The following is a 22,171-nucleotide window of genomic DNA, read 5'->3' as shown; positions in this document are numbered from 1 at the left end:
GTCATGCCAATGTGAAAATAACGTCATCAAACGGCAGGACTGTTTCATCATATTACAGGGTGGGATCAGTCTTTTCCGCGCTCTGGCTCAGGTCCACCTGGAAGCGGCAACCGTGCGGCGACGTCGAGGTCAATGTCACCCGCCAGCCTTGGTCATCGCAGATCCGCTGTACCAGCGACAGGCCCAAGCCGAGGCCTTCGCCACGCCGCTCCTCGCCACGCACGAAAGGCTGGAACATGGCCTCGCGCTTTTCCTCCGGAATACCCACGCCACTGTCTTCGACACTGAAGCCGTTGAGCTCCAGGCTCAGGCGGATATAACCGCTATCCGTGTAATGCGCGGCATTACGCAGCAGGTTGCCCATCACCGAGTGCAGGAAGGTGGCGTTGTACAGCAATGGGCCTGCACTGACCTGGCCATCATAGTAGAGCGCCAGGCCCTTCTGCTCGATGGTATCGCGCCACACCCCGATCAAGTCGTCGGCGACTTCGCGCAGGGTTGCCTGGGACGCCACGGCGCCCTGGTCACGCTGGGCACGCGCCAGCATCAAAAAGGTCTTGACCAGCTCGCGCATCTCTTCCGTGGCGCGGGCGATGCGCTCCACCTGGTTGCGCGAGCGGGTATCCAGATTGGGGTTTTCCATCAACAGCTCGCACGAGGTGGCCAGCACCATCAGCGGTGTGCGCAGCTCATGGCTGACATCGCTGGTGAACAAACGCTCGCGGGTCAGGGCATCACGCAGCCGGCCGAGGGTATCGTCGAACGCCACCGCCAACTGGCCGACTTCATCGGCCGCGTAGTCGGGTGCCAAAGGCGGCGCCAGGCCGAGCAACTGGTCACGATGGCGAACCTGGCGCGCCAGGCGGATGACCGGTGCCATGACCCTGCGCGCCAGTAACCAGCCGAGCACCACGGCCAGTACCAGGCTGAGCACGAAGCCCACCACCACCACGGCGAACAGCACCCGCTCGCGCTCTTCGAAATCGCTTTGGTCCTGCAGCAGTACGTAGCGGCGACCATCGACGATCTCGACCATCGCGTGGTAGGACAGCTGGTCGCGAAATACCTCATGGAAGCCCACATCGAGGTGGCGCAAGTCCTTGGGCAGCTCAAAATCATCGCGTCCGCCACTGAAGTAGAACAGCTGGTCAGGCCGCGGCCGGTGGCTCCAGTCACTGACGCTGTCCATGCGCAGCAGGCGCTGCAGATCGCCGCCGAGCACCGATGAGATCAGGCGCTCCTCAACCAGATGCACGGTGGCGACGATACCGAAGGCGAAGGCGCCGGCCACCAGCGCGCTCATCAACGCAAAGGCGATGATGATGCGCTGGGCAAGGCTTTGCTTAAACTCCATCGCGGCCCTCGGCGAGGCGATAGCCGACGCCATGGACGGTATGCAGCAGCGGTTTTTCGAACGGTTTGTCGATCACTTGGCGCAGCTGGTGCACATGGCTGCGCAGGCTGTCGCTGTCAGGGCAATCATCACCCCACAGGGCTTCTTCCAGCACTTCGCGGCGCAGCACGTGCGGGCTTTTCTGCATCAGTACGGCGAGCAGCTTGAGGCCGACCGGGTTGAGCTTGAGCAGGCGGCCCTGGCGGGTCACTTCGAGCGTATCGAGGTCGTAGCTCAGGTCCGCGACCTGCAGGGTACGGCGCCCGCCACCCTGGGCCCGGCGCAGCACCGCTTCGATGCGCGCGGCCAGTTCGGACAAGGCAAAAGGCTTGAGCAGGTAATCATCGGCACCGGAGCGGAAGCCCTGCAGGCGGTCGTCCAGCTGGTCGCGGGCGGTGAGCATGATCACCGGGGTGTCGCGGCGGGCATCCTCGCGCAGGCGCTTGCACAGGGTATAGCCATCGATACCGGGCAGCATGATGTCGAGCACGATCAGGTCGTAATGCTCGGTGGCGGCCAGGTGCAGGCCCGACAGGCCGTCCTGGGCGCAGTCGACGGTGTAGCCTTTCATGCCCAGGTAATCGGCAAGGTTGGCAAGAATATCGCGGTTGTCTTCAACCAAAAGAATACGCATCGGGTTCTCCTGTGCAGCGCTTCGCTACGGTGCGCGGCAGGCGCAGCTTAAGGCCATCGCCGGTACTGTGCCAGCCCTGGGGCAAATTCAGCGAACTTGACAGTTTTTTCACTGATCCTTCACGGACAGAGAATAGCGGGCGCATGACAATGCCCGGTCTTTTTACCCCCTGGAGCTGTCATGCAACAACGCACTCGTCCGCGTCCGATCAACCTCTGGCTCTACCTGGGCATACCGCTGGCCGTTGCCGCGACCCTGCTCCTGCTGGAACTGACTTCGGTCGACATGGACGTCGCCAACCTGTTCTACGACCCCGCCGCCGGGCAGTTCATCGGGCGTCACAGTTACCTGCTGGAAACCGTCATGCATGACCGGGTCAAGCAAGGCGTGATCCTGCTTGGCCTGATCTCGTTGGGCGCGTTCGCTTCGAGCTTCTTCTGGAAGCGCCTGTTCAGCTGGCGCCGCGAGCTGGGTTGCCTGGTGCTGGCGCTGGGGCTGTCAACCGCCTTCGTCACGCCACTGAAGAAGGTGACCCAGGTGCAATGCCCCTGGAGCCTGACCCAGTTCGGCGGCAAGGAAACCTACAGCAAGCTGCTGGAACATCGCCCGGCGACCGACAAGCCTGGCCTGTGCTGGCCAGGTGGGCATGCCGCCACCGGTTTCTGCCTGTTCGGCCTGTTCTTCATGCTGCGTGACCGCAAGCCGAAACTGGCGCGGGTGGCGTTCGGGGTAGCCCTGGTGGCCGGCTCGGCGCTGGGGCTGGGTCGGATGCTGCAGGGCGCGCACTTTCTGTCGCACAACGTGTGGACCGCGGTGTTCTGCTGGTTGATCGGCCTGGGCTCGTATTACCTGGTGCTGTACCGCAAGGGCATGGTCGAGGCACCAGTCGCCGAGCATCGCGTCGCTTGAAAATGAAAAAGCCCCGCACTAGGCGGGGCTTTTTCTGGGTGCAGGGGGTAAGGCTGGCTTACATCATGCCGCCCATGCCACCCATGCCGCCCATGTCAGGCATGCCAGCAGCTGGCTTGTCTTCCGGCAGGTCGGCAACCATGGCTTCGGTGGTGATCATCAGACCGCCGATCGAAGCTGCGGCTTGCAGAGCCGAACGGGTGACCTTGGCTGGGTCGAGGATACCCATCTCGATCATGTCGCCATATTCACCGGTAGCGGCGTTGTAGCCGTAGTTGCCCGAACCTTGCTTGACCTTGTCAGCGACAACGCTTGGCTCGTCGCCGGCGTTGGCGGTGATCTGGCGCAGCGGAGCTTCTACAGCGCGACGCAGCAGGGCGATACCGACGTTCTGGTCTTCGTTGTCGCCTTTGAGACCGGCAATGGCTGCCAGGGCGCGAACCAGGGCCACACCACCGCCAGGCACCACGCCTTCTTCGACGGCTGCGCGGGTAGCGTGCAGGGCGTCTTCAACGCGGGCTTTCTTCTCTTTCATTTCAACTTCGGTGCCAGCACCGACCTTGATCACGGCAACACCGCCAGCCAGCTTGGCCAGACGCTCTTGCAGCTTCTCACGGTCGTAGTCCGAAGAGGTTTCTTCGATCTGGGCACGGATCTGCTTGACGCGTGCTTCGATGTCGGCGTCAACGCCAGCACCGTCGATGATGGTGGTGTTTTCCTTGGACAGGATGACGCGCTTGGCGTTGCCCAGGTGCTCCAGGGTGGTGGTTTCCAGGGTCAGGCCGATTTCTTCGGAGATGACCTGGCCGCCGGTCAGGACGGCGATGTCCTGCAGCATGGCCTTGCGGCGGTCGCCGAAGCCCGGTGCCTTGACCGCAGCAACCTTGACGATGCCGCGCATGTTGTTGACCACCAGGGTAGCCAGGGCTTCGCCTTCGACGTCCTCGGCAACGATCAGCAGAGGACGGCCGGCCTTGGCAACGGCTTCCAGAACTGGCAGCAGCTCACGGATGTTGGAGATCTTCTTGTCGACCAGCAGCAGCAGCGGGCCTTCCAGCTCGGCAACCATGGTGTCCGGCTTGTTGACGAAGTATGGCGACAGGTAGCCACGGTCGAACTGCATGCCTTCTACGACGGACAGTTCGTTTTCCAGGCCCGAGCCTTCTTCAACGGTGATCACGCCTTCTTTACCGACTTTTTCCATGGCTTCGGCGATGATTTCACCGATGGAGTTGTCGGAGTTGGCGGAGATGGTGCCTACCTGAGCGATGGCCTTGGAGTCGGCGCATGGCTTGGACAGGTTCTTCAGCTCGGCGACGACGGCGGCGGTGGCCTTGTCGATGCCGCGCTTCAGGTCCATAGGGTTCATGCCGGCAGCGACGGCCTTCAGGCCTTCGTTGACGATGGCCTGAGCCAGAACGGTAGCGGTGGTGGTGCCGTCACCGGCAGCGTCGTTGGCCTTGGAAGCAACTTCCTTGACCAGCTGGGCACCCATGTTTTCGAAGGCGTCTTTCAGCTCGATTTCTTTGGCGACGGAAACGCCGTCCTTGGTGATGGTCGGAGCACCGAAGCTCTTGGCCAGCACTACGTTACGGCCTTTCGGGCCGAGGGTCGCTTTTACTGCGTCAGCCAGAACGTTGACACCAACCAGCATTTTCTTACGAGCGGAATCGCCGAATTTTACGTCTTTAGCAGCCATGATCGTTTAATCCTTGAAAAATCTTTGGAGTAACGGGAAGTCGGGGAAAATCAGTCTTCGATAACGGCGAGGATTTCGTTCTCGGCCATGATCAGCAGGTCTTCGCCATCGACTTTCACGGTGTTGCTGCCCGAGTAAGGGCCGAATACCACTTTGTCACCGACTTTAACGGCCAGCGCACGTACTTCGCCGTTTTCCAGAACGCGACCGGTGCCAACTGCAACGACTTCACCGCGGTTTGGTTTTTCTGCGGCCGAACCCGGCAGGACGATACCGCCAGCGGTTTTCGATTCTTCTTCGCTGCGACGGATGACTACGCGGTCATGCAGAGGACGAAGCTTCATTGTCGATCTCTCCCAAATAGTGGTTTTCATCGGCCGGTACGAAACCGGCGGGTTAATGCAATCCGGCGATGCCGGGGGTGGCCCGCAAAGGGCGAACCACCTTTGTCATGACTGGTGTTACCACCAGAAACCTTGCGGTGACCACATACATGAGGCCGCCATATGCAATTACAAGGCTTGATATGCAAAAAATTTCAGGGCGCTCAAAAAGACCGAGGCCGCTTGCGCGGCCCCGGAAGATACAGCTCTGATTATTGGTCGCGGCGCTCGTACTCGCCTTCGATCACGTTCGGCCGATGGCCGCCGTCACGCGGCGGTGCCTGGAACGGCTCGTCCTGGAACGCACGCTGGCGCATCGCCTGGGCTTCGGCGCGTTGGCGCATCTTGCGCGCCGCCAGATGGCGGGTGAACGGCAGCAGGCACAGCAGGCCCAGCACATCGCTGATGAAGCCGGGCAACAGCAGCAACCCCCCACCCACGGCCAGCATCAGGCCCTGGAACATATCCTCGGCGGGCAGTTCGCCACGCTGCAGGCTTTCACGGGCACGCAGGGCGGTGGCGAGGCCGGCCACGCGGACCACCAGCACACCCAGAGCAGAACCGGCGATGATCAGCAGCAGCGCCGGAAAGAAACCGATGGCGCCGGCAACCTTGACGAAAACGAACAGCTCCAGCACCGGAAACAGGAGAAACAGCAGTAGAAAAGCACGCATCAAAGCATTCCTCGTCGGAAGAGACCCTTCCTGTAAGACCTACAGATGGATGCATGCGCTCGCTATTTCAAGCCTCGACTTCAGTCGCAGTCGGCCATTGGTCGGCGCGGGCCAGCAGAACCAGGGCTTCGCGGACTTGTGTCGGGGTGTTGCAGGGAGCGGGAAATGCCAACCAGTAGATGCCCTGGCCGATACGCAGGTGCATGCCTTCGCTGTCGATGCCGACCATCTGCGCCGGCACGCTGCGCGGCAGGTCGCTCAGCGCTACATAATGAGCGATGGCATTGGCATGGTCGCTGTTCATGTGCTCGATCATGCTCGCCTCTGCCTTGCCCGCAAAGGGATTGGCCAGGGTTACCTGGTCGAGCCAGTGGATCGCACCGAAGCCGCCAATGTAGCGATGGCGTACTGGCTGCAGGACCCAGAAGTCGAAATCATGGGCCTTGTGGTAGTTGGCGGCATCGGGGAAGTAGCGGTAGTAGCGCTCGGCGGCGGCCTCGATGGCAGCCTCGTCGACCAGCTTGTGTGCCTCGGCCATCACCGTCAGCCGGCCCACGGCCTGCACGTCTTCGGCTTCGCGCTCACCGACCAGCAGCGAGCACTTGGGGTCTTTCTGCAGGTTGTGCGTGTGCTGGGCGATGCGACTGATCAGGATCAGCGGATTGCCCTGGGCATCCAGGCAATAGGGCACCACTGATCCGAACGGGAAGCCAGGCATGGACTTGGAATGGGTCGAAAGCACGCCGCGGTATTCCTTGAGCAGCAGTTCCCGGGCGGGGCGAATGGCGTTGGTACTCACGTGAGGGCGGCTCCTGACGGCGGACTGGATGCTGACAAGATAAGCATTATCAGCTGCCAGCGCCAATGGGCTGCTGCGCAGCCCCCGGCGCGTTACCAGGTCACACCGAACCCTGCCGTATAGCGGGTCTTGTCCAGATCGCTGTCGCGCGTCCCGGTGATGATGTCCTTCTCTGCCTTGAGGTTGAGCGAAGCCCATTCGGTGACCTTGTAGCGCAGCCCCACTTCGGCATCCAGCGCGTAGTCGGCCACACCGCCCAGCGGCTTGGCGAACTCGCCATTGGTGAACAGCTGGACATTCTTGCCGATCAGGTAGCGGGTGTAGTCCCACTTCACCGCCGCCGAGTAGAAATTGTCCTTGGCGCCGCCCTGGTACTCGAAGTCGGTACGGTTGATCAGCGAGCCCAGCGAGAACGCGCCCAGTTCATCGTCCCAGAACTGGTAGCCAGGGCCGGTACCGATCGTGCGCTGGCGGGAGAGGTCTTCGATGCGGTCGCGCTTGTACTCCATGCGCCCCTGCCAGAACCACTTCTCGGTGAGGAAGCGGTCAAGCGCGTATTCGGCGCTCCAGTTGTCGGTGGTAGTGACGTCGTCTTTGGTTTCGCGGTTGTATTCGCCTTCGGCATTGTGCCGCCAGCGGCCGTGGCGAGCGGTGGTCTTGAAGTCGACGTCGTAGTCGTCGCTGTTGGTCTCGGCGCGCTTGTAGTCCATGGCCAGGTCGACGTTGCCTTTCCAGATGAAGTCCTCGACCAGCGGTTTCGGCTTCATGATCTGCTGAACACTGGCGAGGTCGACCGTCTTCGGTGCATCGCCGTTGGCCAGGGTCACCTTGCCCGGCTCGGCAGCCTTCAGTGACTTGGCCTTTTCGCCGCTATAGGCGTCCTGCTTGACCAGCAGTTCCTGGTCGCTCTCCAGGGTCTGGACCTGTTTCCAGTCCAGCGAGATCGAGCCGCCATAGGGGGTTTCCAGCAGCAGCTTGCCCCCGTCGAATACGCGGATCTTGCCGCTGAGCCGGTCACCGTTCTTCATCCACACGGTGTCGGCGAACACCGGGCTGGCGCACAGGGAAGCGGTCAACAGGCAAAGTAAGGATCTAGAATACATAAGCGCGCTACAGGTTCGATTTGACGAAAAAAGCCGGGCATTATCCAGATACCACCGACCAGAGCAAGGACTGACCCAGGAGCATGCCGTTGAGTTCAACTCTCATTTGCCGTGACCATTCGTCCGGTTTCATCCCAGGTCAGGGCAGCCGTGATGCCTGAGGGATATGAGCACACCCTGGCATCGCCCGAAGCCCGACGAACGGCGCTGTATTCGGTGCTTGGCCAGGTACCCGAGGGCAAGGTGGTCAGCTACGGCGAGCTCGCCGAGCTGGCAGGGCTTGGGCGAGCGGCACGTTGGGTCGGGCGTACCCTTGGGCAGTTGCCAGCCGACACGCGCCTGCCCTGGCACCGGGTACTCGGTGCTGGCGGGCGACTGAGCCTGGCGCTGGGCACGCCTTCGGGCGATGAACAGCGGGCCAGACTGCGCGCAGAGGGCGTGAATGTGACCAATAATCGTGTGGATCTGACGCTCCATGGCTGGCGTCCGATGGAGCACAGCGGTTAGAGTGCGCGCTTTGTTTTCGCAAATTTGAGGCAGATGTTGGCCCATGCCCCGTAAAACCTGGCGCGCTGCGCTCGCTGCCTATGCCAGCCCGTCAACCTTGGTACTTTTGCTGCTGGGCTTTGCCGCCGGCCTGCCCTACATGCTGGTGTTCTCGACCCTGTCGGTGTGGCTGCGTGAAGCCGGCGTGGCCCGTGAAACCATTGGCTATGCCAGCCTGATCGGCCTGGCCTATGCCTTCAAATGGGTCTGGTCACCGCTGCTCGACCAGTGGCGCCTGCCGCTGCTTGGCGGCCTGGGGCGACGACGCTCGTGGCTGTTGCTGTCGCAATCGCTGGTGGTCATCGGGCTGGTCGGCATGAGCTTGTGCGACCCGCAGCAGCACCTTTCCTGGCTGATCGCCCTGGCGGTGCTGGTGGCCTTTGCCTCGGCCACCCAGGACATCGCCGTCGATGCCTATCGCCTGGAGATTGCCGACGACCAGCGCCAGGCGGCCCTCGCCGCCAGCTACATGGCCGGCTACCGGGTTGCCGCCCTGCTCGCGACAGCAGGCGCGCTGTTCTTCGCCGAATGGTTCGGCTCCACCGGCTTCAGCTACCTGCACAAGGCCTGGGCCGGTACTTACGTGCTGTTCGGTGTGTTGATGCTACCGGCACTGTTCACCACCCTGGTGATGCGTGAGCCAGCGGTGCCCATGCGCACCCAGCTGTCGGCCGCACGCTATGGCCTGATGCATCAGATGGCCTCGGTGTTCGTGCTGATCATCCTGTTGGTGTCGGTGCCGGCCAGCTTTACCCAGATGTTCAACACCGGCTGGTCGAGCGTCATTTCCGGTGATGCGACGCCTCTCGACCTCCTGCTCGAAGACCGTGCCTTCCTGCGCCTGATCCTCTACGTGCTGCTGACCTGGGCCTGCCTTTCGAGCATGGGCCGGCGTGGCCTGGCCCCGGTACTGACACCGGTGCACGACTTCATCTCCCGCTACCGCTGGCAGGCCCTGTTGCTGCTCGGCCTGATTGCCACCTATCGCATGTCGGACACGGTCATGGGCGTCATGGCCAACGTGTTCTACATCGACATGGGCTTCACCAAGGACCAGATCGCCAGCGTCAGCAAGGTGTTCGGCCTGATCATGACGCTGGTCGGAGCGGGCGTCGGCGGCTTGCTGATCGTGCGTTTCGGCATCCTGCCGATCCTGTTCATCGGCGGCGCGGCCTCGGCGGCCACCAACATCCTGTTCCTGATGCTGGCCGACATGGGGCCGAACCTGGAAATGCTGGTGGTGACCATTTCGCTGGACAACTTCAGCTCGGGCCTGGCGACCTCGGCGTTCGTCGCCTACCTGTCGAGCCTGACCAACCTGAAATTCTCGGCCACGCAATATGCCTTGCTCAGTTCGATCATGCTGTTGCTGCCACGCCTGATCGGCGGCTATTCAGGGGTGATGGTGGAGAAATACGGGTATCACGACTTCTTCCTGATCACTGCGTTGCTGGGCGTGCCCACGCTGATCCTGATCGCGCTGCACTGGCGCCAGGAAGTGAGCCGGGGAAAGCAGGTGCCGGTGGATAACCCGGCGGCCGAGCAGCCCTGATCGTTCTTCACTGCCTGTACCGGCCTCTTCGCGGGTGAACACGCTCCCACAGTTACCACACCGCCTTCAAGGCAAGTGGAGAACCTGTAGGAGCGGGTTTACCCGCGAAAGGGCCGGTAAAGACACAAAGATCATTCAGCCACAGCCCCTTCCCCAGGCCGCCCACCGACCACGAACCACAGCGGCCACAACGCCAAGGCACCCGCCACTCCGGCAGCCAGGGCAAAGTGCAACAAGCTGTCCCCCGCCCCGATCATCGCCAGAACCGCACCACCCAGCCCCAGCAAGGCAATGGTGATCATCCCCAGCATCGCCGACACCAGCCCCTTGCTTTGCTCACTGGCGAACAGCGTCATGCGGTACAGCACCGCATTGGCCACGCCCAACCCCAATGCATACAGCGACATGCCAGCGACCACGCTGGTCACCGTCGGCCACACCCAGGTCGCCAGCACCATCAGGCACAAGCCGGCCAGGTACGGCCCGAGCGCGCCGCGCACCAGGGCCGGCAGCGGGTAGCGGTCGGCGATGCGGTTGATGATCAGGTTGCCCAGGATCAGCCCACCAAACACCGGCAACTGCCACAGCGCATATTCCATCGTACTCAGCCCCTCATCGTGAATCAGCAGCACCGGCGACAGGCCGATCCAGCCAATCAATGGCAGGCCCACCAGCCCCAGCGCGGCACTGCCGGCAACGAACCTGCGGTTGGCCAGCAACTGGCCGTAACCGACGAGCAGTGGCAGCAGGTGGATAGGGGTGAACGGCAGGCGTGAACCATCGCGACGCTCCACTCCGAGGGTTTCCGGCATCAGCCGATGCAGCAGCAACCAGCACAACACCGCGCCGATGGCAAAGGCCACGAACAGCCAGCGCCAGTCCAGCCATTGCAGCATCAGGGTACCGACCAGCGGGCCGAGCAGCGGCGACAGCAAGGCGATGTTGGCCAGCAACGCCATCATGCGCACCGCGTCCGCTTCGCTGAACGATTCGTTCAGTGCCGGGTAGCTGACCGTCACCACGAAGCCCAGGCCGATGCCCTGCAACAGGCGCAGCAGGTTGAACAGGCCGATGTCCTGCACCCAGTAGGTGGCCAGGCAGGCGCCGCCGAAGAACGCGCAGCCGGCCAGCAACAGTGGACGGCGCCCATAGCGATCGGCCAGCGGGCCGATCAGCCATTGCAGCACCACGCCACCGAGCAGGTACAGGTTGAGCGCGTGCGGGATGTATTCGGGGCTGGCGTGCAGGTGCTCGACCACCACCGGCATCGCCGGCATCACGGCGTCACTGGCCAGGTAGGTGAGCAGCTCGAACAGGGCCAGGGTCAGACCGAACAAGAGGGCCCGAAGAGGTGTGATGTAAAGCAATGGTTTCATGATGGCGTATCGGGTGCAGGCAGGAGGGGTCAGGCTATATGCCAGAAAACGCGGGGAATTGCTGTGAGCAAGTGTAAGGGCGGCGGCAAAAGACCGGGGCCGCTTTCGCGGCCCCGTCTGGTATTACTGTGCGGCGGTCTCCTGCACCACGCGGATGACCCGCTGCGGGAACGGAATGTCGATCCCTTCGGCCTTCAACCGGTCACGGGCATGCTCATTGAGCATGAACATCACATCCCAGTAGTCGGAGGTCTTGGTCCACAGGCGCAGCGACACGGTGATCGAGCTGTCGCCCAGGGTCGCGACCACCGCCTGCGGAGCAGGGTCAGGCAGCACGCGAGGGTCCTGTGCCAATTCCAGCAGGACGTTGCGCGCCTTCTGCAGGTCGGCCTCGTAGTCCACGCCGACGTCGAACACCACCTTGCGCGTCGGCTGGCGGTTGGTGTTGGTGATGATGCCGTTGGACAGGCTACCGTTCGGCATGATCACGGTCTTGTTGTCACCGGTACGCAGCACGGTGTGGAAGATCTGGATGCTATCGACGGTACCGGCCACACCCTGCGCTTCGATCCAGTCGCCGATGCGGAACGGGCGGAACATCAGGATCAGCACGCCACCGGCGAAGTTCGCCAGGCTGCCCTGCAGCGCCAGGCCGACAGCCAGCACAGCGCCACCCATGGCTGCCACGAACGATGTGGTCTCGATGCCGATCATCGACGCCACACTGATCGCCAGCATCACCTTCATGACGATGTTGGCCAACGTGCGAATGAAACCCTGCAACGCCGGGTCCGCGACCCGCAGGCCGACAAGCCTGGCCAAGCGATCACTGACCTTGTTGGTGATCCACCAGCCGATGGCCAAGGTCACCAGCGCAAGCAGCAGACGGCTGCCATATGCCATGATCATGGGGATCCAGGTCTGCGACTGGCGGACCAGCTGATCGACTTCAGCGTTCAAATCCATGTATTCATCTCCTGATGCCGTGCGGCACGTACACAGTAAAGCAGGCCGCCGGTCATCCAGCGGCCACGGCCCCCATGGACATCATTGCGCCATCGAGGTTCCGGGCAACCCTGCGATCAGTCGCGGAAGTTGTTGAACTGCAGCGGCATGTCGAATTCCTTGGTGCGCAGCAGGGCAATGGCTTCCTGCAGGTCGTCGCGCTTCTTGCCGGTAACACGCACCTGTTCGCCCTGGATCGCGGCCTGGACCTTGAGCTTGCCGTCCTTGATGGTGGCGACGATCTTCTTGGCCAGGTCCTTGTCGATGCCTTCGCGGAACTTGGCTTCCTGTTTCTTTTCCTTGCCCGAGGCGTACGGATCCTTGGTTTCCAGGCACTTGACGTCGATCTTGCGCTTGACCAGCGCCAGGCGCAGGATTTCCAGCATGGCTTCGAGCTGGAACTCTTCCTCGGCGGTCAGCACCACGGTCTGCTCCTTGTCCTTGAACTCGAAGCTGCCCTTGCCCTTGAGGTCATAGCGGCGATCGAGGTCCTTGATGGCGTTGTCGACCGCGTTCTGCACTTCGTGCTTGTCCAGTTCCGATACCACGTCGAACGAAGGCATGGGTAATCTCCATAAAATAAACGCGCGCTCAGTCTGAACATGGAGCGCGTCGGTGTTAGCGGGTTAAAATGCGGGCTCATTATAACGGGTTGCGAAACGCAGATGAGCAGCACCTGGCATATTCTCGGCGCCGGTAGCCTCGGCAGCCTCTGGGCCTGCCGCCTGGCACGCGCCGGCAAGGCAGTACGCCTGATCCTGCGTGATGCGCAGCGCCTGCAGGCCTACCAGCAGGCCGGCGGCCTGACGCTGGCCGAGCAGGAGCAAACCCGCCGCTACGCCATCCCGGCCGAAACGGCTGAGTCCGGCGGCCCCATCCATCGCCTGCTGGTGGCCTGCAAGGCCTACGATGCCGCTCCCGCCGTTGCCCGCCTGGCGCCGCGCCTGGCTGAGGGTGCGGAACTGGTGCTGTTGCAGAACGGCCTGGGTAGCCAGGACGAAGTCGCCGACCAGGCCCCCCTCGCCCGCTGCATCTTCGCCTCGAGCACCGAAGGTGCATTCCGCGAGGACGACTGGCGAGTGCGCTTCGCCGGTCATGGTTTCAACTGGCTGGGGGACCCGGCCAACCCCACCCCGCCAGAGTGGTTCGATGACCTGAACGACGCGGGCATTGCCGCCGAATGGACGGTCGACATCCTTACCCGCCTGTGGCGCAAGCTGGCGCTCAACTGCGCCATCAACCCGCTGACCGTGCTGCACGATTGCCAGAACGGCGGTTTGCTCGGGCACCTCGGCGAGGTCGAAGCACTGTGCACGGAACTGGCCGAGCTGCTGCGCCGATGCGGCCAGCCCCAAGCCGCAGCCGATCTGGGCGAAGAAGTGCTGCGGGTGATCCTGGCCACTGCGGCCAACTACTCTTCCATGTACCAGGACGTGCGCGCTGGCCGGCGTACCGAAGTGCACTACCTGCTGGGCCATGCCTGCCGGGCAGCCGAGCGCCACGGCATGGCGTTGCCGCAGCTGGAACACCTGCACCAGCGCCTGGTCGATAACCTGCGAGCGCGTGGTTTGCCCAGCGCCTGACGTCAACCCAATACGGACATTGCCTTGCCCATGAGCCTGCGCCAACGCCTGGAAAACCTCCCGGTCGGGCAGAAACTGCTGGCAGCCCTGCTGGTACTGCTGGTGACCATCCTGCTGGTCGCCAACCTGACCTTCATCAGCGCCGCCTACTGGATCACCCAGGAGAGCATGGCGCCGCAGGCGTTGCAGACCATCGGCAAGCTGGTGGCCAACCCGCAACTGTCGGCCCGTGCCGGCGACTCGACCGAGACCGCCACGGCCCTGCTCAAGGAGCTGGACCGCTACACGCCGCTGCGAGCCGCGGCCATCTACGGCGGCGACGGCAACATGCTGGCCCAGCTCCAGCACGGCGAGTCACTGGCCCTGCCCAAGCGCTACCGCAACATCGACGGCTGGCGCCTGATGGAGTTTCGCAGCACCCAGCTGATCCGCATCCCGCGCGACGCCAGCCCACCGGCGCACCTGCTGCTGGTGGCCAGCAGTGAGCTGCCCACGGCGTTCTATACCGGCACGCTCAGCGCCAGCCTGGCGATCCTGGTGTTCAGCATCCTGCTGTGGTTGGTCATCGCCCGGCAGATCAAGCGCCTGATCACCCAGCCGATCAACCAGCTCGAAGAACTCAGCCGTCAGGTCACCCGCGAAGAAAGCTATGCCTTGCGCGCCACCCGCGGCAACGACGATGAAATCGGCAGCCTGGCCGAAGCCTTCAACACCATGCTTTCGCGTATCGAGGCCCGCGAGCAGCAACTCAAGCGCACCCGCGATGAATTCCAGACAGCCTACGACCAAGCCCAAGGCCTGGCCGAGGAAACCCGTAACACCAATCGCAAACTGGAGCTGGAAGTCCAGGTGCGCAGCAAGATCGAGAAGAAGCTCACCGGGTTCCAGAACTACCTCAACAGCATCATCGACTCCATGCCCTCGGCCCTGATCGCCCTCGATGAGCAACTCTATGTCACGCAGTGGAACCACGAGGCCACGGTGCTTTCCGGCACGCCGCTGGACGAAGCGCTGAACCAGCCGATCTTCATCGCCTTCGAACCACTCAAGCCGTTCCTGCCGCAGCTCAAGGAAAGCGTCGAAAAGCACCGGGTGGCGAAAATCGAGCGGGTCACCTGGCCCAAGGGCGACGACCTGCGTCATTACGCCCTGACCTTCTACCCGCTGATGGGCGGCGGCGGCCGCGGCGTGGTCATCCGTATCGACGACATCACCCAGCGCCTGTCGCTGGAAGAGATGATGGTGCAATCGGAAAAGATGCTCTCGGTCGGCGGCCTCGCAGCCGGCATGGCCCATGAAATCAACAACCCGTTGGGCGCGATCCTGCACAACGTGCAGAACATTCGCCGACGCCTCTCGGCAGAGCTGCCGCGCAACCAGGAACAGGCCAGTGAGCTGGGCATCGACCTGGCCAACGTCAACCGCTACCTGGAAAACCGCGAAGTACCGCAACTGCTCGACGGCATCCAGCAGGCCGGCGCCCGCGCGGCGAAGATCGTCACCCACATGCTCAGCTTCAGCCGTCGCAGCAACCGCCAACTGGCGCCTTGCGACTTGCCGGCGCTGATCGACCAGGCCGTGGAGATCGCCAGCAACGACTTCGACCTGACCATCGGCTTCGACTTCAAGGGCCAGGCAATCATCCGCCAGTTCGACCCCAACCTGGGCCCGGTGCCCTGCACTGCCAACGAGCTGGAGCAGGTGCTGCTGAACCTGCTCAAGAATGCCGCCCAGGCCATCCATCAGCGGCCGCAGCCCAGCGAGCCAGGGCGCATCATCCTGCGAACGAAACTGAATCCGCCGTGGGCCGAGATCCAGGTCGAGGACAACGGCGTGGGCATGCCCGAAGCCGTTCGCAAGCGCACCTTCGAGCCGTTTTTCACCACCAAGGAGATCGGCCAGGGCACCGGGCTCGGGCTGTCGGTTTCGTACTTCATCATCACCAACAACCACAAGGGGCAGATGGAAGTGCAGTCCACGCCCGGCCAGGGCACCTGCTTCACCCTGCGCCTGCCCCTCGGCCAGCCGCCAGCGGCTGCGCCGATCCACACGGAGGCATGACATGGGCTATCGCCTGTCGAAGATCTACACCCGCACTGGCGACAAAGGCGAAACCGGCCTGGGCGACGGGCGACGGGTACCCAAGGACCACCCACGGGTCGAGGCGATCGGTGAGGTGGACAGCCTCAACAGCCAGCTCGGGCTGCTGCTGGCTGGCCTGGATGAGCACAAGCTGGATGAGGTGAGCAGTGTTCTGGCGCCATGCCAGCATCGCTTGTTCGACCTGGGTGGCGAGTTGGCTATGCCCAGCTACCAGGCCTTGAACCAGGCTGAAGTGGAGCGGCTCGAAGCGGCGATCGATGTATGGAACGAAGAACTGGGGCCGCTGACGAACTTCATCCTGCCCAGTGGCTCGGCGCTGGTGGCGCAGGCCCATGTGTGCCGCAGCCTGGCGCGCAGTGCGGAGCGGCGATGCCAGCAGTTGAATGCGCTGGAGCCGTTGGAGGGGGTCGGGTTGGCTTACATCAACCGGCTTTCGGATCTGCTGTTCGTGGCAGCGCGGATCATTGGACGGCGGCAGGGGGTTGCCGAGGTGTTGTGGCAGCCTGCGGAAAAACCTCAGGGCTGACGGGGCCGCTGTGCGGCCCCAGACACTCAGGCCTCAGGCCAGAATGCGCGAATCCCGGCCACACCTTGTGCTCCGGCCTGCCAAGCCCGCTCCCGATCACCCGGCCCAACGCCACCCAGCAGGTAAACCGGCTGGTTGAACCCGGCAATCAGCCGCTGCGCTTCATCCCACCCCAACGGCACCGCTTCGGGATGGGTCTGGGTCGCCTGCACGGGTGACAGGGTGACGAAATCCACGCCCATCTGCTCGGCCAGCGCCAGCTCTTCAGCACTGTGGCACGACGCTGCCAGCCAGCGTTCCTTGGGGAACGGGCGGCCATTTGCTGCGTACTTGCGTAGCTGTGAGGCGGTCAGGTGCCAGCCAGCGGACGGGAAGTCGCCCAACCACTCCAGCGGCCCCTTGAGCATCAGCTGCGCCTTGCCGGCGCACAACCCGACCGCGTCCACCGCCACATCGCGGTACTTAGGGTCGTACATGTCCGGAGCGCGCAACTGGATCAGGCGGATGCCACTGGCCACGGCCTTCTGGATACCCTTGAGCATCTGCGGTACTTCCAGGCCATCCGGGGTGATCAGGTACTGATCCGGCAAGCGCGCAGCAGCGACGATCGGCTTGTTGGCTTCAGGGAATTCGTACTGTGCCAGGTCCCGCGGGGCGACCCAGGCCAGCGGCTGGCCCTCGGCGCCATGGGCTTCGCCGGTGAACGCATCGACCTCACGGACATCCAGCAGCACCTGCTTGTCCGGGTAGTCGTGGCTGACCTTGATCAGCGCCCGCGAACGGGTCACGTCGATACCCAGTTCTTCGCGCAACTCGCGGGCGAGCGCCGCTTCGACGCCCTCGCCCTCTTCCACCTTGCCACCCGGGAACTCCCACAGGCCACCCTGGTGTTGGGTATCAGCGCGGCGGGCAATCAGAATGCGCCCGTCATTGCCGCGGATCACCGCAGCGACTACATGGATTCGTTTCAACCTGCACGCTCCGCCAGGCCAGCTTGCCGCCAGGCCTGGAAGGCCGGCCACTGGTAAATGGTTTCGATATAGGTGGCTGCCTCGGCGGGTACCTCTACGCGGTAGCTCCGCAGGCGCACCGCGACCGGGGCAAAGAAGGCATCGGCCAAGGTCGGCTTGCCGAACAGGAAGGGGCCGCTGTCCTTCGCCACCAGGCGGCATTCGGACCACAGCGCGACGATGCGGTCGATATCCACCTGGACCTCCAGCGGGATGTTATCCAGTCCCTGGTCACGGGTCAGGTCGAACGGCATGGCACCGCGCAGGACGAAGAAGCCGCTGTGCATCTGCGCACAGGCCGAGCGGGCCTGGGCACGGGCGGCAACGTCTGCCGGCCACAGCTGGGCCTCGGGGTGGCGTTCGTTGAGGTACTCGGCGATGGCCAGGGAATCGGCGATCACACCGTGCTCAGTCTTGAGCAGCGGCACCTTGCCGGTAGCGGAGAATTCGAGGATACGTTTGCGGGTGTCGGGCTGGTTCAACGAGATAAGCGTTTCTTCATAGGGCACGCCAGCCAGCTCGAGGGCCAGGGCGCCACGCAGCGACCAGGAAGAATACAGCTTGTCGCCGATGATCAGGTGGTAGCTCATGGTTCGGCTCCATGCATTTGGGGATTCTGGGGCTGCTTTGCAGCCCATCGCGGATAAATCCGCTCCTGCAGTGACCGCATAATCGTTGCAGGAGCGGATTTATCCGCGAAAGGGCCGCAAGGCGGCCCCGTTAAATCAGGTGCGGTATTCGGCGTTGATCTTCACGTATTCGTGGGACAGGTCGGTGGTCCAGATGGTTTCGCTGCACTGGCCACGGCCAAGCTCGATACGGATGGTGATCTCTTCCTGAGCCATCACCGCCGAACCTTGTGCCTCGGTGTAGCTCGGGCTGCGGCCGCCTTTGCTGGCGATGCACACGTCACCCAGGTACACGTCGATCAGGCTGACATCCAGCTCTGGCACACCGGCACGGCCCACGGCAGCCAGAATCCGGCCCCAGTTCGGGTCGGAAGCGAACAGCGCGGTCTTGATCAACGGCGAGTGGGCCACGGCGTAACCGACATCCAGGCACTCCTGATGGTTGCCACCGCCATTGACCTGCACGGTGACGAACTTGGTGGCGCCTTCGCCGTCACGGACGATGGCCTGGGCCACTTCCATGCACACTTCGAACACGGCCTTCTTCAGCGCTTCGAACAGTGCGCCGCTGGCTTCGGTCACTTCCGGCAGGTTGGCCTTGCCGGTGGCGATGAGCATGCAGCAGTCGTTGGTCGAGGTGTCGCCGTCGATGGTGATGCGGTTGAACGACTTGTTGGCGCCGTCGAGGATCAGGTCCTTGAGCACGGCCGGAGCGACTTTGGCGTCGGTGGCGATGTAGCCGAGCATGGTGGCCATGTTCGGACGGATCATGCCGGCGCCTTTGCTGATGCCGGTGACGGTGACAGTCACACCCTCGTGCTGGAACTGGCGGCTGGCACCTTTGGGCAGCGTGTCGGTGGTCATGATGCCGGTGGCGGCTTCAGCCCAGTGGTTTTCCGACAGGTTGTCCAGGGCGGCTTGCAGCGCGCCTTCGATCTTCTCGACCGGCAGGGGCTCACCGATCACACCGGTGGAGAACGGCAGTACCGACTCGGCCGGCACGCCGGTCAGTTCGGCGAGCTTGGCGCAAGTACGTTCGGCAGCTGCCAGGCCTGGCGCGCCGGTACCGGCGTTGGCATTGCCGGTGTTGGTCAGCAGGTAGCGCACGGTGCCCTGCACGCGCTGCTTGGAGAGGATAACCGGAGCTGCACAGAAGGCGTTGAGGGTGAACACGCCAGCCACGCTGGAGCCTTCGGCGCAGCGCATGACCACCACATCCTTGCGCCCAGGACGCTTGATGCCGGCAGAAGCGATACCGAGTTCAAAACCCGGAACCGGGTGCAGGGTGGGCAAAGGACCAAGACCAACAGCCATTAGAGCGCTCCTAGAAAAGCGGTGAATATGGAAAAAGGGGGCCGCAATGCGGCCCCCAGGGTTGTCACGATACAACAATCAGCTCAGGTCACTCGATCTGACCATGGCAATGCTTGAATTTCTTGCCCGAACCACACCAGCACGGCTCGTTGCGGCCCAGCTTCAGGTCGTTGCGCACCGGGGCAGCGGCCACGGCCACTTCGGCGCCCTCCTCGCTCAGTTGCTCGCTTTCAAGGCCTGGCGCAGGGGCGTGCTGGAACTGCATGCGGCTGGCCAGCTCTTCGGCTTCGCGGCGCAGGCGGGCTTCTTCTTCGGCCGGGTCTTCGCGGCGCACCTGAACGTGCGACAGCACGCGGATGGTGTCGCGCTTGATCGACTCGAGCAGTTCCTGGAACAGCGCGAACGACTCGCGCTTGTACTCCTGCTTCGGGTTCTTCTGTGCATAACCACGCAGGTGGATACCGTGACGCAGGTGGTCCATGGTCGACAGGTGGTCTTTCCACAGGTCGTCCAGCACACGCAGCAGGATCTGCTTCTCGAAGGTACGCAGGGCTTCGATACCGGCCTGGTCTTCCTTCTCGGTGTAGGCGGCGGTGATCTCGTTCAGCAGCTTCTCGCGCAGGGTCTCCTCGTAGAGGTGATCGTCTTCGTCCAGCCACTGCTGGATCGGCAGCTTCATGGCGAAGTCGCTGGCCAGCGAAGCTTCGAGGCCGGCCACGTCCCACTGCTCCGGCAGCGACTGCGGCGGAATATGCTGGCTGATGGTGGCGTCCAGGACTTCCTGGCGGAACTCGACGATGGTGTCGCCAATGTTCTCGGCCGCCAGCAGGCTGTTGCGCATGTGGTAGATCACCTTGCGCTGTTCGTTGGCCACGTCATCGTATTCGAGCAGCTGTTTGCGGATGTCGAAGTTGCGGCCTTCGACCTTGCGCTGGGCTTTCTCGATGGCATTGGTGACCATGCGATGCTCGATGGCCTCGCCGGACTGCATGCCCAGTGCCTTCATGAAGTTCTTCACCCGGTCAGAGGCGAAGATGCGCATCAGGCTGTCTTCCAGCGACAGGTAGAAGCGGCTCGAACCCGGGTCACCCTGACGGCCGGCACGGCCACGCAGCTGGTTGTCGATACGGCGTGACTCGTGGCGTTCGGAGGCGATCACGTGCAGGCCACCGGCTTGAATCACCTGCTGGTGACGCTTCTGCCAGTCGGCCTTGATCTGGGCGATCTGCTCAGGGGTCGGGTTCTCCAGTGCAGCCACTTCGGCTTCCCAGTTACCGCCCAGCAGGATGTCGGTACCACGGCCGGCCATGTTGGTGGCGATGGTCAGCGCACCCGGGGCACCAGCCTGGGCGATGATTTCGGCTTCCTTCTCGTGGTACTTGGCGTTCAGTACCTTGTGGTCGATACCTTCCTTCTTCAGCAGGTTCGACATGTGCTCCGAGGTTTCGATGGTGGCGGTACCCACCAGGATCGGGCGGCCCTGGGTCATGCTCTCTTTGATGTCGGCGATGATCGCGGCGTATTTCTCGTCAGCGGTCAGGTACACCAGGTCGTTGAAGTCTTTACGCGCGAGTGGCTTGTTCGGCGGAATGACCATGACGTTGAGGGCGTAGATCGACTGGAACTCGAACGCTTCGGTGTCGGCGGTACCGGTCATGCCGGACAGCTTGGTGTAGAGACGGAAGTAGTTCTGGAAGGTGGTCGAAGCCAGGGTCTGGCTTTCGGCCTGGATGTTCAGGTTTTCCTTCGCCTCGATGGCCTGGTGCAGGCCTTCGGACAGGCGACGGCCGGGCATGGTACGGCCGGTGTGTTCGTCGATCAGCAGGACCTGGCCGTCCTGGACGATGTACTCGACGTTGCGGTGGAACAGCTTGTGCGCACGCAGGCCGGCGTAGACGTGGGTCAACAGACCGAGGTTATGCGCCGAATACAGGCTCTCCCCTTCGGCCAGCAGGCCAGCCTGGGTGAGCATTTCTTCGATGAACTGGTGACCGGCTTCGTTGAGCTCGACCTGGCGGCTCTTCTCGTCGATGGTGAAGTGGCCTTCCTGGGTGACCTGGCCTTCGACTTCTTCGATGTGCTGGGTCAGGCGCGGGATCAGGCGGTTGATCTCGATGTACAGCTTGGAGCTGTCTTCGGCCTGGCCGGAGATGATCAGCGGGGTGCGCGCTTCGTCGATGAGGATCGAGTCGACTTCGTCGATCACGGCGAAGTTCAGTTCACGCTGGAACTTCTCTTCCTGGCTGAACGCCATGTTGTCGCGCAGGTAGTCGAAACCGAATTCGTTGTTGGTGCCGTAGGTGATGTCGGCAGCGTAGGCGGCGCGCTTTTCTTCGGGCGGCTGGAAGGCTGAGACGATGCCTACGGACAGACCGAGGAATTCGTACAGCGGACGCATCCAGTTGGCGTCACGGCGGGCCAGGTAGTCGTTCACCGTGACCACGTGCACGCCTTTGCCGGACAGGGCATTGAGGTAAACGGCCAGGGTACCGACCAAGGTCTTGCCTTCACCGGTACGCATTTCTGCGATCATGCCCTCGTGCAGGGTCATGCCGCCGATCAGCTGCACGTCGAAGTGGCGCATGCCCATCACCCGCTTGCCAGCCTCACGGGCCACGGCGAAGGCTTCGGGCAACAATTGGTCCAACGTCTCGCCTTTGGCCAGGCGCTCCTTGAACTCTGCGGTCTTGGCCCGCAGTTGCTCATCGGAGAGGGCCACCATCTTCTCTTCGAAGGCATTGACGATAGCTACCGTCTTGAGCATGCGTTTGACTTCACGCTCGTTCTTGCTTCCAAAAAGTTTTTTTAACAAAGGCGCAAACATATCGGCAGGATCTTCCACACGTAGGGATGGAGGGCGGCCCCATGAGTCGCCCGTGCAGCCCTGAGGCCGCATGCGAACGAGCATTCTACCCGGAAACGATGGTGAGGAA

At 62.9% G+C, this 22,171-nt stretch carries 20 protein-coding genes; 6 read left to right on the top strand and 14 right to left on the bottom strand.

The features are described from left to right. Positions 1 to 52 precede the first annotated feature (52 nt). Together L6D64_RS06505 and colR are read right to left on the bottom strand one after the other, a co-directional pair. On the bottom strand, positions 53 to 1,354 hold the full coding sequence (locus L6D64_RS06505) for a sensor histidine kinase (protein WP_176508335.1): 1,302 nt from the start codon (positions 1,352 to 1,354) through the stop codon (positions 53 to 55). After that, the gene (gene colR / locus L6D64_RS06500) at positions 1,344 to 2,027 is read right to left on the bottom strand and encodes a two-component system response regulator ColR (protein ID WP_003255215.1); all 684 of its coding nucleotides are present in this window, start codon (positions 2,025 to 2,027) and stop codon (positions 1,344 to 1,346) included. Before colR ends, L6D64_RS06505 begins: the two co-directional genes overlap by 11 nt. 180 nt (positions 2,028 to 2,207) lie before the next feature. On the opposite strand from colR, the gene L6D64_RS06495 reads away from it, so the two are divergent. Continuing rightward, positions 2,208 to 2,936, top strand: coding sequence for a phosphatase PAP2 family protein (locus L6D64_RS06495; protein WP_176508334.1), 729 nt, complete (start codon positions 2,208 to 2,210; stop codon positions 2,934 to 2,936). Between the two features lie 58 nt (positions 2,937 to 2,994). Here L6D64_RS06495 and groL read toward each other — a convergent pair whose 3' ends face one another. The 5 genes from groL to L6D64_RS06470 form a co-directional block, all read right to left on the bottom strand. Further along, positions 2,995 to 4,635, bottom strand: coding sequence for a chaperonin GroEL (groL, locus tag L6D64_RS06490; protein WP_176508333.1), 1,641 nt, complete (start codon positions 4,633 to 4,635; stop codon positions 2,995 to 2,997). A gap of 50 nt (positions 4,636 to 4,685) precedes the next feature. Next, positions 4,686 to 4,979, bottom strand: a complete 294-nt coding sequence (locus L6D64_RS06485) for a co-chaperone GroES (RefSeq protein WP_176508332.1) — start codon at positions 4,977 to 4,979, stop codon at positions 4,686 to 4,688. 251 nt (positions 4,980 to 5,230) lie between these two features. Continuing rightward, positions 5,231 to 5,692 (bottom strand): FxsA family protein, encoded by a 462-nt coding sequence (locus L6D64_RS06480; RefSeq protein WP_054884603.1) that lies wholly within the window; start codon positions 5,690 to 5,692, stop codon positions 5,231 to 5,233. A 67-nt stretch (positions 5,693 to 5,759) separates the two neighbouring features. Then, complete coding sequence (locus tag L6D64_RS06475; protein ID WP_176508331.1) at positions 5,760 to 6,491, bottom strand: HugZ family pyridoxamine 5'-phosphate oxidase; 732 nt, start codon at positions 6,489 to 6,491, stop codon at positions 5,760 to 5,762. 92 nt (positions 6,492 to 6,583) lie between these two features. Beyond that, positions 6,584 to 7,594, bottom strand: a complete 1,011-nt coding sequence (locus tag L6D64_RS06470; protein WP_176508330.1) for a DUF481 domain-containing protein — start codon at positions 7,592 to 7,594, stop codon at positions 6,584 to 6,586. 153 nt (positions 7,595 to 7,747) lie between these two features. On the opposite strand from L6D64_RS06470, the gene L6D64_RS06465 reads away from it, so the two are divergent. Then, a complete protein-coding gene (locus tag L6D64_RS06465) occupies positions 7,748 to 8,101 on the top strand; it encodes an MGMT family protein (RefSeq protein ID WP_176508329.1) in 354 nt (117 codons plus the stop codon). Positions 8,102 to 8,144: 43 nt separating this feature from the next. Next, positions 8,145 to 9,692, top strand: a complete 1,548-nt coding sequence (locus L6D64_RS06460; protein ID WP_176508328.1) for an AmpG family muropeptide MFS transporter — start codon at positions 8,145 to 8,147, stop codon at positions 9,690 to 9,692. Between the two features lie 131 nt (positions 9,693 to 9,823). On the opposite strand, the gene L6D64_RS06455 is transcribed toward L6D64_RS06460, so the two are convergent. The 3 genes from L6D64_RS06455 to L6D64_RS06445 all read right to left on the bottom strand — a co-directional run bounded on the left by L6D64_RS06455 (position 9,824) and on the right by L6D64_RS06445 (position 12,636). Then, positions 9,824 to 11,068 carry an MFS transporter gene (locus L6D64_RS06455; RefSeq protein ID WP_176508327.1) on the bottom strand — a complete coding sequence of 415 codons (1,245 nt, stop codon included), beginning with the start codon at positions 11,066 to 11,068 and terminating at the stop codon, positions 9,824 to 9,826. Positions 11,069 to 11,191: 123 nt separating this feature from the next. Next, a complete protein-coding gene (locus L6D64_RS06450) occupies positions 11,192 to 12,034 on the bottom strand; it encodes a mechanosensitive ion channel family protein (protein WP_176508326.1) in 843 nt (280 codons plus the stop codon). A gap of 116 nt (positions 12,035 to 12,150) precedes the next feature. Beyond that, the gene (locus L6D64_RS06445; protein WP_054884610.1) at positions 12,151 to 12,636 is read right to left on the bottom strand and encodes a YajQ family cyclic di-GMP-binding protein; all 486 of its coding nucleotides are present in this window, start codon (positions 12,634 to 12,636) and stop codon (positions 12,151 to 12,153) included. A gap of 102 nt (positions 12,637 to 12,738) precedes the next feature. Here L6D64_RS06445 and L6D64_RS06440 point away from each other — a divergent pair, with 102 nt between their 5' ends. Genes L6D64_RS06440 through L6D64_RS06430 form a run of 3 tightly spaced genes read left to right on the top strand, consistent with a single transcriptional unit; the run spans position 12,739 to position 16,285 of the window. Then, a complete protein-coding gene (locus L6D64_RS06440) occupies positions 12,739 to 13,656 on the top strand; it encodes a putative 2-dehydropantoate 2-reductase (protein ID WP_176508325.1) in 918 nt (305 codons plus the stop codon). A 30-nt stretch (positions 13,657 to 13,686) separates the two neighbouring features. Then, positions 13,687 to 15,717: a sensor histidine kinase gene (locus L6D64_RS06435; protein WP_176508324.1), complete on the top strand. Its 2,031-nt coding sequence runs from the start codon at positions 13,687 to 13,689 to the stop codon at positions 15,715 to 15,717. Position 15,718: 1 nt separating this feature from the next. Beyond that, entirely contained in the window at positions 15,719 to 16,285 is a 567-nt protein-coding gene (locus L6D64_RS06430) for a cob(I)yrinic acid a,c-diamide adenosyltransferase (RefSeq protein WP_176508323.1), read from the top strand. 26 nt (positions 16,286 to 16,311) lie between these two features. Here the strand turns inward: L6D64_RS06430 and L6D64_RS06425 are convergent, their stop codons facing one another. The 4 genes from L6D64_RS06425 to secA all read right to left on the bottom strand — a co-directional run bounded on the left by L6D64_RS06425 (position 16,312) and on the right by secA (position 22,062). Beyond that, positions 16,312 to 17,256 carry a Nudix family hydrolase gene (locus tag L6D64_RS06425; protein ID WP_176508322.1) on the bottom strand — a complete coding sequence of 315 codons (945 nt, stop codon included), beginning with the start codon at positions 17,254 to 17,256 and terminating at the stop codon, positions 16,312 to 16,314. Continuing rightward, on the bottom strand, positions 17,253 to 17,885 hold the full coding sequence (locus tag L6D64_RS06420) for a glutathione S-transferase family protein (protein ID WP_176508321.1): 633 nt from the start codon (positions 17,883 to 17,885) through the stop codon (positions 17,253 to 17,255). Before L6D64_RS06420 ends, L6D64_RS06425 begins: the two co-directional genes overlap by 4 nt. A 135-nt stretch (positions 17,886 to 18,020) precedes the next feature. Continuing rightward, positions 18,021 to 19,238, bottom strand: a complete 1,218-nt coding sequence (gene argJ, locus L6D64_RS06415; RefSeq protein ID WP_176508320.1) for a bifunctional glutamate N-acetyltransferase/amino-acid acetyltransferase ArgJ — start codon at positions 19,236 to 19,238, stop codon at positions 18,021 to 18,023. An 88-nt stretch (positions 19,239 to 19,326) separates the two neighbouring features. Further along, positions 19,327 to 22,062: a preprotein translocase subunit SecA gene (gene secA / locus L6D64_RS06410; RefSeq protein WP_176508319.1), complete on the bottom strand. Its 2,736-nt coding sequence runs from the start codon at positions 22,060 to 22,062 to the stop codon at positions 19,327 to 19,329. Positions 22,063 to 22,171 lie beyond the last annotated feature (109 nt).

The organism is Pseudomonas urethralis (assembly GCF_021602465.1).
GTDB classification, from domain to species: domain Bacteria; phylum Pseudomonadota; class Gammaproteobacteria; order Pseudomonadales; family Pseudomonadaceae; genus Aquipseudomonas; species Aquipseudomonas vlassakiae.
This window is presented reverse-complemented; position numbering and strand designations above follow the sequence as displayed.